Here is a 12,535-nt window from a genome sequence, read left to right on the forward strand (position 1 = left end):
TCTGCCCGGACGCCTCCGAGGTCAACGCGGCGCTCGGAACTACTCCGGCTTGATCCGTCTGCCGAGCAGGGTACCCACCGCCGCACTGACCGAAATGCCCTCGTGGCAGACCTGGTGCACGGCGTTCGTCAGCGGCATCTCGACGTCGTGCGCCACCGCGAGCGCACGAATGGATGAGCACGACTTCACACCCTCGGCGACCTGCCCATGCGTGGCTGCCTGCGCGCCCTCCATCGAACCACCCGCGCCGAGCACATGCCCGAACGACCGGTTACGTGACAGCGGCGAAGTGCACGTCGCGACCAGGTCGCCGACACCGGCAAGCCCGGCGAAAGTGACCGGTTCGGCGCCGAGTGCGACCCCGAGCCTGATGATCTCGGCGAGCCCGCGAGTGATCAGGCTGGCGATCGAATTGTCGCCCAATCCCATTCCGGACGCGATACCGCAGGCGAGCGCGATCACGTTCTTACATGCACCGCCGATCTCACAGCCGATCACATCGGTGTTGGTGTACGGACGGAAGTATCCGGTCGCGCTGGCCTGTTGCAGCGCCACCGCGCGCGCGGCGTCGGTGCAGGCGATCACGGTGGCCGCCGGCTGTCCCGCGGCGATCTCCTTGGCCAGATTCGGACCCGACAGCACCGCAATCCGGCTCGCCTCGGCCCCGGTCACCTCACCGATCACCTGGCTCATCCGCAACAGCGTGCCGGTTTCGATGCCCTTGGCCAGGCTGAGTAACGAGGCATCGTGATCGGACACCGCTGTCGCGATCGCATCGTTCCACTTCTCGAGATTTCCGCGCAGGGATTGGGACGGCACGGCAAGCACAATGATCTCCGCACCCGCGAGCGCGCGCACATGATCATCGGTAGCCGCGACGGCGGGCAGCTGCACGCCGGGCAGATAGAACGGATTGCGATGATCGGTTGCCAACGCCTCGGCCACCTCGGGTCGCCTGGCCCAGATCGTGACCTCGGTGCCCGCCTCCGCCAACACCTTCGCGAACGCGGTCCCCCATGATCCCGCGCCCAGCACCGCAGCCCTCGTCATCTGCCCAATATGCCATGGAAGGATTGGACGCATGCGTCCGCACGCCGTGCACGCCGTGATCGCGGTGAAAAGCCTCGACCGGGCCAAGAGCCGCCTGTCCGATCGGCTGCGCCCGGAGCATCGGGCGCGGCTGGTGCTCGCCATGCTCGCCGACACCGTGACCGCTGCCGCTGCCGCGGCGCAGGTCGTCTCGGTCACGGTCGTCACCCCTGACCCCGCAGTCGCCGACCTGGCGCGCACCCTCGGCGCCACCGTGCATCCCGAGCCACGCCGGGACGCGATCGATCCCGCCGATCCGGACGGCCTGAACACCGCGCTGACCGACGCCGCGAGCGCGCTGCGGCATCGGCACGGTCCGATCGATCTACTGGCCCTACAGGCAGACCTGCCCGCCTTGCGCCCGGAGGAACTGTCGGACATGCTGGCGACCGCGCCGCCGGGCGTGCGCTCGATCGTCGTCGACCACGCGGGTACCGGCACCGCGGCACTACTGGTCCGCGCCGCCACCACCGCACTCGATCCGCGCTTCGGACCCGACTCCGCCCGCCGGCACATCGCCGCGGGCGCAGTCGATCTGCGCGGCGAATGGCCGGGGCTGCGGCTGGACGTCGACACCGCCGACGATCTCGATCTCGCTGTCGATCTCGGAGCCGGGGACGCCACCCGGGCCGTCCTGTGCGACATCGGCTGGCCAGGTCACGTTCACGAGCAGGTTCGACGCGTGTGCTAGATGATCGCCACAACAGGGTGATGCTCATATCAATCACGATGTCCGGCTGCACACGGTCGGTTTTGTAGGGGATGATCGTGTGCGTGAGTGAGCGAAGCGAGCGAACCATCTATGAGCGCGCATCGCGCATGTCAGAGCCGAGCGCCAGCGAGGCGCGGGCATGAGTGATACCGAAACCGTCAAGTCGCAGCAACTGCTGCCCACGCCGCCGCCCGCCGCGACACCTCCTTCGGAGGACTCGCAGGCCGAGCGGTTGCCACGTGATCGCTACCTGAATCGCGAGCTGAGTTGGCTCGACTTCAACGCCAGGGTGCTCGCCCTTGCCGAAGACGAGTCGCTGCCGTTGCTGGAGCGGGCGAAATTCCTGGCGATCTTCGCCTCGAATCTCGACGAGTTCTATATGGTCCGCGTCGCAGGCCTCAAGCGCCGCGCCGAGACCGGACTTTCGGTCCGCTCGGCGGACGGCCGCTCGCCCTCCGAGCAATTGGAGATGATCGCCGCGCGGGCCCAGGAGATCGCCGACCGGCACGCCCGCGCCTTCCTCGACTCCGTCCTGCCCTCCCTGACCGCCGAGGGCATCGCGATCATCGGCTGGACCGACCTCGACGACGATGAGCGCCAGCGCCTCTCGAGCCACTTCCAAGAACAGGTCTTCCCCGTGCTCACCCCGCTCGCGGTGGACCCGGCGCACCCGTTCCCCTACATCAGCGGGCTGAGCCTGAACCTCGCGGTGACGGTGCGGGATTCCGCCACCGGCGGCGAACACTTCGCCAGGGTGAAGGTGCCCGACAACGTCGATCGGTTCGTCCGGGTGCGACGCAGCGACTCCGGTTCCCTCATCGCGGCATTCCTGCCGATGGAGGGGCTCATCGCGGCGCATCTGGATCTGCTGTTCCCCGGCATGAAGGTCGTCGAGCACCACGCGTTCCGCATCACCCGCAACGCCGATTTCGAGGTCGACGAGGACCGCGACGAGGATCTGCTGCAGGCGCTGGAACGCGAACTCGCGCGGCGGCGCTTCGGCTCGCCGGTGCGACTCGAGGTCTCCGACGATATGACCGAGCACATGCTCGATCTGCTGCTGCGTGAGCTCGAGGTCGACGCCGGCGATGTCATCCAGGTGCCCGGCCTGCTCGATCTGTCGTGCCTGTGGCAGGTCTACGGCGTCGACCGGCCGAACCTCAAAGACGCGCCGTATGTGCCCGCGACCCCGCCCGCCTTCGGTGAGCGCGAGACCCCGCGCAACGTGTTCGCGGCGCTGCGCGAGGGCGATGTGCTGGTGCACCACCCCTATGACTCGTTCTCCACCAGTGTGCAGCGCTTCATCGAGCAGGCCGCCGCCGATCCGCAGGTACTCGCGATCAAGCAGACCCTGTACCGCACCTCCGGTGACTCCCCGATCGTGAATGCGCTCATCGATGCCGCGGAAGCGGGCAAGCAGGTCGTCGCGCTGGTCGAGATCAAGGCCCGCTTCGACGAGCAGGCCAACATCAAATGGGCGCGGGCCCTGGAGCAGGCCGGCGTGCACGTGGTGTACGGCCTGATCGGCCTCAAGACGCACTGCAAGACGTGTCTGGTGGTGCGGCGTGAGGGTGCGACCATCCGCCGCTATTGCCATATCGGCACCGGAAATTACAATCCGAAGACCGCACGCCTGTACGAGGACGTCGGATTGCTCACCGCCGCACCGGAAATCGGCGCCGATCTGACCGACCTGTTCAATTCGCTGACCGGTTACTCGCGAAAGGCCAACTACCGCAACCTACTTGTTGCACCGCAAGGAGTACGGGCCGGAATCATCGAGCGGATCCAACGCGAAACAGAGCTGGCGCAACAAGGCATTCCGGCGCGAATTCGGTTGAAGGCCAATGCAATCGTCGACGAACAAGTGATCGATGCGCTCTACCGTGCATCACAGGCAGGCGTCCCGGTGCAGATCGTGGTGCGCGGCATCTGCGGGCTGCGCCCCGGCGTTCCCGGGATGAGTGACAATATCGAGGTTCGCTCGATTCTCGGCCGTTTCCTCGAGCATTCGCGGATCATGCACTTCCAGGCCCAGGACCAATACTGGATCGGCAGCGCCGACATGATGCACCGCAACCTCGATCGTCGCGTCGAAGTGATGGCCCAGGTGAAGGATCCACGGCTCACCGAGCAGATGGGCGCGGTGTTCGACTCCGCACTGCATCCGATGACACGGTGCTGGGTGCTGCAGGCCGATGGCAGTTGGCATGCCAGGCCCCAACGAGCAGGCGAGAACGGCGAACAAGTGAGAGACCACCAAGAGTTCCTGATGCGATTGCGGAGACCAGATCAGCCGTGAGTGATGCCACGGGATACGAGATGGACGGGGGACCGTTCTGGGATCCCCGAGTGACAGCCAACATTCATGCCGCTGGTGCAGTGTTGTGGCGAAGGGCGCCGGGTGGTTCCGGCGCCGTCGAGATCGCCGTCGTGCACCGCCCCAAGTACCAGGACTGGTCCTTGCCGAAGGGCAAACTCGACCCGGGTGAGACGCCAGTCCTCGCCGGGGTGCGCGAGGTGCGCGAGGAGACCGGGCTCGACTGCCGACTCGGCCGCTACCTCGGGCATGTCACATATCCCATTCCCGGGCATCGCAAACTCAAGCGCGTCGACTATTGGTCGGCCGAGGTGTCGGGTGGTGCATTCGCCGCCAATTCCGAGGTCGATCTACTGAAGTGGTACTCGCTCGACCGGGTAATGGAACAGCTGTCCTATCCCATGGACCGGCAGGTACTGCGCGCGTTCGCCCGGCTACCGGCGGCCACCAGCACGCTGCTGCTGGTGCGGCACGCGAAGGCGGGCAGCAGGGACCGGTTCAACGGTCCGGACGACGGGCGGCCGCTGGAGCGGGCCGGACAGGGCCAGGCACAGTCGCTGGCGCCGAATCTGCTGGCGTTCGGCGCATCCGAGGTCTATTCGGCCCCACCGGTGCGCTGTGTCCAGACGGTGGCGCCACTGGCGGAGAAACTGGGTGTGAAAATCGCCGTCGAGCCGCTGTTTTCCGAATCCGGTTATGCCGCAGCGCCCGACGCCGCCCGCGAGCGCGCACGCGAACTCGTTTCCGATCGCGCGGTGCGGGTGTTGTGTAGTCAGGGCAAGGTGATTCCCGATCTGCTGAATTGGTGGGCCGACCGGGACGGCATTACCCTGCCCTCCGCTCGCAATCGCAAGGGCAGCGCGTGGGTGCTGTCCTTCGCGGCCGGACGGCTCGTCGCCGCAGACCATCTCGACCGCTCGTTGTCGGATGCCATCGTGAAGTCCTGACACCCGCTGCGCGGTCCTGACACACCGAAACGGCCCCGGGGTTAACCCGGGGCCGTTTTCGGTGGAGCCTCGGCGTCAGCGAGCCCGACGGGCCGGAGCCTTCTTCGCCGCAGTCTTCTTGGCGGGCGCCTTCTTTGCCGCGGTGGTCTTCTTGGCCGCTGTGGTCTTCTTGGCGGCCACAACCTTCTTGGCCACAACCTTCTTTGCAAGAGCCTTCTTGGCGGCCGCAGCCTTGGCCGGAGCCTTCTTCGCGGCTGCCTTGACCGCGGTCTTGCGGGCGGTGGTCTTTGCCGGTGCCTTCTTGGCTGCCTTCTTCGCCGTGGTCTTGGCGGGCGCCTTGGTAGCGGTGGCCTTCTTTGCGGCTGCCTTCTTCGCCGCCACCTTCTTGGCGGCCGCCTTCTTCGCCGCTACCGGCGCATTCGCGCCGCGCTTGACGGCGGGGCCGCTCGCGGTCAGCTTCTGCTTACCCGCAATAACGGCCTTGAACTGAGCACCCGGACGGAATGCAGGCACCGAAGTGGGCTTCACCTTGACGGTTTCGCCGGTGCGCGGGTTCCGCGCTACGCGAGCCGCACGCTTACGCTGTTCGAACACACCGAATCCAGTGATTGTGACGCTCTGACCCTTGTGCACCGCGCGCACGATGGTGTCGACCACGTGCTCGACTGCCGCGGTGGCCGTGCGCCTGTCCGTACCCAACTTTTCGGTCAGAACGTCGATCAGTTCCGCCTTGTTCATTGAATCCTCCGCAGACTAATGGCCCGTCGTCGGACCGACTAGGTACCACGGTAAACCCACAATGGGCAAGAGTCTATGTGCCACGCCAAAATTCATGTGGTTTAGCACACGTCCAGCTACCGCCCCTAGGGGTGTACAGCTATCTACGCAGGGTGATTACGCTTGCGAAATACGTGCCGGCAGGGTGGCCGGTTTCCAAGTTGGCCTTGCCTTTTCGAACTCGTCGATGGCGTCGCTACGCCGCAGCGTGAGCCCGATGTCATCCAATCCTTCCAGCAGACGCCACCGCGTGTAGTCATCAATATCGAACGGCAACACGACGGTTCCGGCCGTCACCGTGCGCGCTTGGAGGTCTACAACCAATTCGAGACCGGGCTGTTCCTCGATCAACTTCCAGAGCATTTCGACATCGTTCTGTGACATCTGTGCGGCAAGTACACCGCCCTTGCCTGCATTGCCGCGGAAGATGTCGGCGAAGCGGGATGAGATGACTACCCGAAAGCCGTAGTCCGACAGCGCCCATACGGCGTGCTCACGTGAGGATCCGGTACCGAAATCCGGGCCTGCCACCAGCACACTGCCCCGCTTGTAGGGTTCGGTGTTCAGAATGAAGTTCGGATCCGATCGCCATGCGGCGAACAGTCCGTCTTCGAATCCGGTGCGGGTCACACGCTTCAGGTACACCGCAGGAATGATCTGATCGGTGTCGACATTGGATCGGCGCAACGGCACTCCGATCCCCTTGTGCACTGTGAAGGCTTCCATAACTGATTCTCCTGGGTCGGTAGGCGATTTGGGCGGGCAACGGGATTGATCCGAGTGCCTGCGGCGGGATTGACCCCCGCCGTGGCGGGATCTCTCCGGGGGCAGCTCAGTTCAGATCCGCCGGTGCGGAGAGGGTGCCCCTGACCGCTGTCGCGGCCGCTACGAGCGGGGAAACAAGGTGCGTACGGCCACCTTTGCCCTGCCTGCCCTCGAAGTTCCTGTTCGAGGTCGATGCGCAGCGCTGACCCGGCTCCAGCTGATCGGGATTCATTCCCAAGCACATAGAGCAACCCGCTTGCCGCCATTCGGCGCCCGCCGCCGTGAAAATCTCGCCGAGTCCTTCTTTTTCCGCCTGTGCTCGAACCCTCATCGAGCCCGGTACAACCAACATTCGCACGCCATCGGCAACGTGACGTCCCTTCAAAATGCCCGCCACCGCACGCAAATCCTCGATACGTCCGTTGGTGCACGATCCGACGAATACGGTGTCCACCGCCACATCACGAAGCGGAGTACCGGGCACCAAATCCATGTACCGCAGCGCTTTCTCCGCCGACTCACGCGCGGTCTCATCGGCAATCTGCGCGGGGTCGGGCACGGTGTCGCCCAGCGGCGCACCCTGTCCCGGGTTGGTGCCCCAGGTGACGAACGGCGTCAGCGCGCTGGCGTCGATATGCACCTCAGCGTCGAAAACCGCGCCCTCGTCGGTCTTCAGCGCCTCCCAGGCGGCCACTGCGGCATCCCAGTCGGCCCCCTGCGGCGCGTGTGGGCGACCTTTGAGGAATTCATAGGTCGTCGCGTCCGGGGCGATCATGCCCGCTCGTGCGCCCGCTTCGATGGACATGTTGCAGATCGTCATTCGCGCCTCCATCGACATGGCGCGGATTGCCTCACCGCGGTACTCGAGCACATAGCCCTGACCGCCGCCGGTGCCGATCTCGGCGATCACCGCCAAAATCAGGTCCTTGCTCGTGACACCGTCCGGCAATCGGCCGTCCACGGTGATCGCCATCGTCTTGAACGGGCGCAGCGAGAGTGTCTGGGTGGCAAGAACATGTTCGACCTCGCTGGTGCCGATACCCATCGCCAGCGCGCCGAACGCGCCGTGGGTAGAGGTGTGGCTGTCGCCGCACACCACCGTCGTACCGGGCTGCGTCAGGCCGAGCTGCGGCCCGACCACGTGCACGATGCCCTGATCGAGATCGCCCATCGGGTGCAGCCGCACACCGAATTCCGCACAATTGCGCCGCAATGTTTCGACCTGGGTGCGCGAAATCGGGTCGGCGATCGGCCGATCGATATCAATGGTCGGGACGTTGTGGTCCTCGGTGGCGATGGTCAGGTCGGGGCGGCGGACCTCGCGGCCCGCGGCGCGGAGCCCGTCGAAGGCCTGCGGACTGGTCACCTCGTGCACGAGATGCAAATCGATGTAGATCAGGTCCGGCTCACGCGAGGCCCCTTCACCCTCGCCGCGAGCGACGACGTGCTGCTCCCACACCTTCTCGGCCAGCGTCAGTGCGCGTTCGGCCATTCTCGATCACCCTTTCCGACGAGCATCCGGTCCGCGCAATCTGGGCTGAGTGCGCGAGGGCCGGCTGCACAGGTTTGTAGATAACGGCGCCAGGGGATGGAATGAGCCGTCCACGTCGATTCCTCAACATTGGCGATCTCAACATCCGAGACGCTAGTATCGTTCTATGAGACAGCATAGCGGTATCGGCGTCCTCGACAAAGCGGTGTCAGTGCTCTACGCCGTCGCGGAGCAACCCTGCGGTCTCAACGAGCTGTGCACCCGCACCGGCCTACCGCGCGCCACCGCTCACCGGCTGGCCGTCGGCCTCGAAGTGCACCGCCTGCTCGCCCGCGACAACAACGGCCTGTGGCGGCCGGGACCGGCGCTCGCAGAGCTCGCCGCCGGCGCCACCGACCCACTGAACGAGGCCGCGACGGTCGTCCTGCCGCGGTTGCGCGAGATCACCGGCGAGAGCGTCCAGATCTATTGCCGCGATGGTCACGCACGGGTCTGCGTGGCCGCCCTGGAGCCCAATGTCGGCCTGCGCGACACCGTTCCCATCGGCGCCCGACTGCCGCTCACCGCGGGATCCGCGGCCAAGGTGCTGCTCGCCTGGGCCGACCCCGAGCTACAGCGCATGATCCTGGCCGACGCAGTCTTCGGCGAGCGCGCGCTTGCCGAGGTGCGCCGCCGCGGCTGGGCACAGAGCGCCGCCGAACGCGCAAGCGGCGTGGCAAGCGTCTCCGCGCCCGTGCGCGACGCGGGGGGCGCCGTAATCGCCGCGGTGTCGGTATCGGGCCCGATCGATCGCATGGGCAGGCGACCCGGCGCGCGCTGGGCAGCAGACCTGGTCGCCGCGGCCGATGCATTACACAAGCGCCTGTAACACGTTCTAGTAATCAGTCTCTACAGTTGCCCCATGGGAGCAAACCAACGGGCACAGATCGTGATGTCCGACACCGAGATCACCGACTTCTTGGAGCGCAGCAGGATCGCGACCCTGGCCACCATCGGCCCCAAGGGCACACCGCACCTGACTGCCATGTGGTATGCGCTGATCGACGGCGAGATCTGGTTCGAGACCAAGGCGAAGTCGCAGAAAGCGGTCAACCTGCGCCGCGACCCACGGGTCACCTGCATGGTCGAGGCCGGCCAGACCTACGACACCCTGCGCGGCGTCTCGATCGAAGGCCACGCCGAGATCATCGACGACGCGGACAAGCTGTACGCGGTCGGCGTCAGCGTGTGGGAGCGCTACACCGGGCCCTACAGCGAGGACGTCCGCCCCCTCGTCGAGCAGATGCTGCATAAGCGCGTGGCAGTGCGCGTGGTGCCGGAGCGGCTGCGCAGCTGGGATCACCGCAAACTCGGCCTGCCCGCGCTGCCGCTCGGCGGCACCACCGCCAACGCCCTCGACTGATCCCCGCACCAGTGAGAGCCTGACCACACAGCTGGAATAGACCGGCGCGGCGCGACCGAAATCTGCCTGACAGAGCGGTGTAAGCGCGTTAGCGTCACAGAGTTCGACACGAATCGGCCCCGCACGTACGTCCGGAGGACGAGCGGCGCGGCCGCGACGACGAGGAGCAGGCGATGGCGGAAGCGGATAGTTCCAACGGCAGCAGTGCCGAAGAGGTGAAGCGCAAGTTCAAGGAGGCGCTGGATCGCAAGAACCAGCAGTCCGCCAAGGCGTCCGATCACCTGGACGGACGGTCCAAGGCCACATCGGCGCACGGTAACGCCAGCCACAAGCGTGAGTTCCGGCGCAAGAGCGGCTAACCGCCGACCCGAGAAGGCCCTCCAGACACCCGACTGGAGGGCCTTACTTATGCCCTGAGCAGGACGACAGGACCCGAACAGAGGCGAATCGACTCACGACAACCGACGTCCTAGGGCCGGCCGAGCAGAGGCCAGGCGCGGAGGGCAAGGTCCACAGGGCCAGCCGAGCCGGCGCTGGCAACAAGGGAGCGGAGAGATCGGCCGAAGCGGGCTCTCTCCACACGGATACAGCCGAGAAGGGCCAAGACCAGCAGCCAGCGCGGAGATCGGCCGAAGCAGGACCCTCCACGCAGCTACAGCCAAGCAGGCCAGCGCAAGCAGCCAGCCCGGCGCGGCCCAGCCCAGCCCAGCCCAGCCCAGCCCAGCCCAGCCCAGCCCAGCCCAGCCCAGCGAGGATGCCGGCCGAAGCGGGACCGTCCAAACAGCTACCGCCAGCGGAACCAAGGCCTACAACCGGCCGAGTCGAGGGCCAGCAACAAGCGAAGCGAAGGTCGAGCCGCGACGGAAGCGCGCCCAAACCCAGCAGGCCCGGCCAGGCGCAGCCCGCCGGCCGGGGGTCCCGGGGGCGCAGCCCTCCGGGCGGGGTGTGGGGGTTGCACCCCCACAAAACACGCGGAAACGCGAAAGGCCCATGCTCTCCATGAGCATGGGCCTTTCGCGCGTTGTAGCCCCGACGGGATTCGAACCCGCGCTACCGCCTTGAGAGGGCGGCGTCCTAGGCCGCTAGACGACGGGGCCAGGACTGATCTCCCACTTTCGTGGTGACCATCCGTATGATCTTTCGATCAGTGGAAGCTCGGCTAGCTTAACCGGCCGAAGCTCGGCGACCAAATCGCCGGTTGCTGTTGATCTTTCGGCCGCGAACCGAGGTCGACAACACACTCCGCTGGGGTACCAGGACTCGAACCTAGAATGGCTGAACCAGAATCAGCTGTGTTGCCAATTACACCATACCCCAATGCACCGGGCGCTCGGCCTCGTGTCTGGCTGACTCCGAGGCCGTGTTCCTGGCCGAGAAAGAGAGTACCAAACAGCGCCCGGGTAACTACAAATCGGCTGGTCAGCGGCCTGTTTTCGGCTAAACCGACTCGGTTGACACCGTTGCGGTCCACTCTTGCGCCGACCGTAAGCGCTCCAGTGTCACCTCCCGGCCGAGCAGCTCCAACGACTCGTACAGCGGCGGACTGATGTGTGAACCCGTCACCGCGACACGCACCGGCGCGAAGGCTTTGCGCGGCTTGAGCCCCAGATCATCGATGAGCGCCGTTTTCAGCGCTTCCTCGATTGCGGCCGTCGACCATTGCGCCAACGGCTCCAGCGCGGCAATAGCGGCCTGCAATACCGGAGTGGCATCCGCACCGAGATTCTTCGACCCCGCAGCCGGGTCGATCGCGAACTCTTCTACGGGTGCGAACAGGAATCGCAGCAGATCCCACGCATCGGATAACACCACGATCCTGGTCTGCACCAGTTCGGCCGCCGCCGCAAACGTCTTCTCATCGATTTCGGCGCCGATGTGGTTGTGTTCGGTCAGATACTCACGCAGTCGGTGAGCGAAATCACCATGCTCCAGCAACCGTATATGTTCAGCGTTCAGCGCGTCGGCCTTCTTCTGGTCGAAACGAGCCGGATTCGAATTTACTTTCGAAATATCGAAGGCGGCAACCATCTCTGCCATCGAGAACACATCGTGATCGTCCGCGATGCTCCAGCCGAGTAGTGCGAGGTAATTCAGCAAACCCTCCGGGATGAATCCGCGATCGCGATGGGCGAACAGATTCGACTCCGGATCACGCTTGGACAACTTCTTGTTGCCCTGCCCCATCACGAACGGCAGATGGCCGAATTCGGGGGTGAAGTCGGCCACCCCGACGCGGCGCAATGCGCGGTAAAGGGCGAGCTGACGCGGCGTCGAGGAGAGCAGGTCCTCGCCGCGCAACACATGGGTGATCTTCATCAGCGCGTCGTCGACCGGGTTGACCAGCGTATAGAGCGGGTCGCCATTACCCCGGGTGAGCGCGAAGTCCGGCACGGTGCCCGCTTTGAACGTGGTCTCGCCGCGCACGAGGTCGTGCCAGGTGAGGTCCTCGTCGGGCATCCGCAGCCGAATCACCGCCGGGCGTCCGGCGGCCCGGTAGGCCTCGATCGCCTGGGGCGTCAGATCCCTGTCGAAGTTGTCGTACCCCAGTTTCGGATCGCGGCCCGCAGCGCGGTGGCGTTCCTCGACTTCCTCAGGCGTGGAAAAGGATTCGTACGCTTCTCCCGCCTCCAGCAACTTCGCCACCACATCGAGATGCAAATCACGCCGCAGCGACTGCCGGTATGGCTCATACGGGCCGCCGACCTCCGGGCCTTCGTCCCAGGTGAGGCCGAGCCAGCGCAACGCATCAAGAATTGCGCGGTAGGACTCTTCGGAATCGCGTGCCGCATCGGTGTCTTCGATACGGAAGACGAATTTTCCGCCGGTATGGCGGGCGTACGCCCAGTTGAACAGCGCCGTCCGGATGAGGCCGACATGCGGTGTCCCGGTGGGCGACGGGCAGAAACGGACCCGTACTTCAGTCATGGCTCTCTTTCGATGAGGTTGTTTCGAGCGACCCCGCAAGCAATCGTCTGCGGGCCCTTTCGAGCGACCTACAAGTAGTCGCTGACGGACTCTTTCGAGCGACCGA

At 65.5% G+C, this 12,535-nt stretch carries 11 protein-coding genes and 2 tRNA genes; 6 read left to right on the forward strand and 7 right to left on the reverse strand.

What is annotated here, in order from left to right:
- Positions 1-39 precede the first annotated feature (39 nt).
- Complete coding sequence (locus ACLMAL_RS17035) at positions 40-1,050, reverse strand: NAD(P)H-dependent glycerol-3-phosphate dehydrogenase (protein WP_411999952.1); 1,011 nt, start codon at positions 1,048-1,050, stop codon at positions 40-42.
- A 31-nt stretch (positions 1,051-1,081) separates the two neighbouring features.
- On the opposite strand from ACLMAL_RS17035, the gene cofC reads away from it, so the two are divergent.
- The 3 genes from cofC (at position 1,082) to ACLMAL_RS17050 (ending at position 5,068) form a co-directional block, all read left to right on the forward strand.
- Positions 1,082-1,780: a 2-phospho-L-lactate guanylyltransferase gene (gene cofC / locus ACLMAL_RS17040; RefSeq protein ID WP_328404247.1), complete on the forward strand. Its 699-nt coding sequence runs from the start codon at positions 1,082-1,084 to the stop codon at positions 1,778-1,780.
- A 160-nt stretch (positions 1,781-1,940) separates the two neighbouring features.
- Positions 1,941-4,103: an RNA degradosome polyphosphate kinase gene (locus tag ACLMAL_RS17045; RefSeq protein ID WP_411999953.1), complete on the forward strand. Its 2,163-nt coding sequence runs from the start codon at positions 1,941-1,943 to the stop codon at positions 4,101-4,103.
- A 20-nt stretch (positions 4,104-4,123) separates the two neighbouring features.
- Positions 4,124-5,068, forward strand: a complete 945-nt coding sequence (locus ACLMAL_RS17050) for an NUDIX hydrolase (RefSeq protein WP_412000150.1) — start codon at positions 4,124-4,126, stop codon at positions 5,066-5,068.
- Positions 5,069-5,143: 75 nt separating this feature from the next.
- Here the strand turns inward: ACLMAL_RS17050 and ACLMAL_RS17055 are convergent, their stop codons facing one another.
- The 3 genes from ACLMAL_RS17055 to leuC form a co-directional block, all read right to left on the reverse strand.
- Positions 5,144-5,806: an HU family DNA-binding protein gene (locus ACLMAL_RS17055; protein WP_328404252.1), complete on the reverse strand. Its 663-nt coding sequence runs from the start codon at positions 5,804-5,806 to the stop codon at positions 5,144-5,146.
- Positions 5,807-5,962: 156 nt separating this feature from the next.
- Positions 5,963-6,571 (reverse strand): 3-isopropylmalate dehydratase small subunit, encoded by a 609-nt coding sequence (leuD, locus tag ACLMAL_RS17060; RefSeq protein ID WP_328404254.1) that lies wholly within the window; start codon positions 6,569-6,571, stop codon positions 5,963-5,965.
- A gap of 106 nt (positions 6,572-6,677) precedes the next feature.
- Positions 6,678-8,102, reverse strand: a complete 1,425-nt coding sequence (leuC, locus tag ACLMAL_RS17065; protein WP_411999954.1) for a 3-isopropylmalate dehydratase large subunit — start codon at positions 8,100-8,102, stop codon at positions 6,678-6,680.
- A 166-nt stretch (positions 8,103-8,268) separates the two neighbouring features.
- On the opposite strand from leuC, the gene ACLMAL_RS17070 reads away from it, so the two are divergent.
- The 3 genes from ACLMAL_RS17070 (at position 8,269) to ACLMAL_RS17080 (ending at position 9,863) form a co-directional block, all read left to right on the forward strand.
- Positions 8,269-8,970, forward strand: a complete 702-nt coding sequence (locus ACLMAL_RS17070) for an IclR family transcriptional regulator (protein ID WP_411999955.1) — start codon at positions 8,269-8,271, stop codon at positions 8,968-8,970.
- 33 nt (positions 8,971-9,003) lie between these two features.
- Entirely contained in the window at positions 9,004-9,504 is a 501-nt protein-coding gene (locus ACLMAL_RS17075; RefSeq protein WP_411999956.1) for a PPOX class F420-dependent oxidoreductase, read from the forward strand.
- A gap of 173 nt (positions 9,505-9,677) precedes the next feature.
- The gene (locus tag ACLMAL_RS17080; RefSeq protein WP_328404262.1) at positions 9,678-9,863 is read left to right on the forward strand and encodes a DUF5302 domain-containing protein; all 186 of its coding nucleotides are present in this window, start codon (positions 9,678-9,680) and stop codon (positions 9,861-9,863) included.
- Positions 9,864-10,528: 665 nt separating this feature from the next.
- Here the strand turns inward: ACLMAL_RS17080 and ACLMAL_RS17085 are convergent.
- The 3 genes from ACLMAL_RS17085 to gltX all read right to left on the reverse strand — a co-directional run bounded on the left by ACLMAL_RS17085 (position 10,529) and on the right by gltX (position 12,429).
- Positions 10,529-10,601 (reverse strand) — tRNA-Glu (locus tag ACLMAL_RS17085).
- A gap of 148 nt (positions 10,602-10,749) precedes the next feature.
- Positions 10,750-10,821 (reverse strand) — tRNA-Gln (locus tag ACLMAL_RS17090).
- Between the two features lie 120 nt (positions 10,822-10,941).
- Positions 10,942-12,429, reverse strand: coding sequence for a glutamate--tRNA ligase (gene gltX, locus ACLMAL_RS17095; RefSeq protein WP_411999957.1), 1,488 nt, complete (start codon positions 12,427-12,429; stop codon positions 10,942-10,944).
- Between the last annotated feature and the right edge of the window lie 106 nt (positions 12,430-12,535).

This window comes from Nocardia sp. CWNU-33 (assembly GCF_046764895.1).
Taxonomy (GTDB): domain Bacteria; phylum Actinomycetota; class Actinomycetes; order Mycobacteriales; family Mycobacteriaceae; genus Nocardia.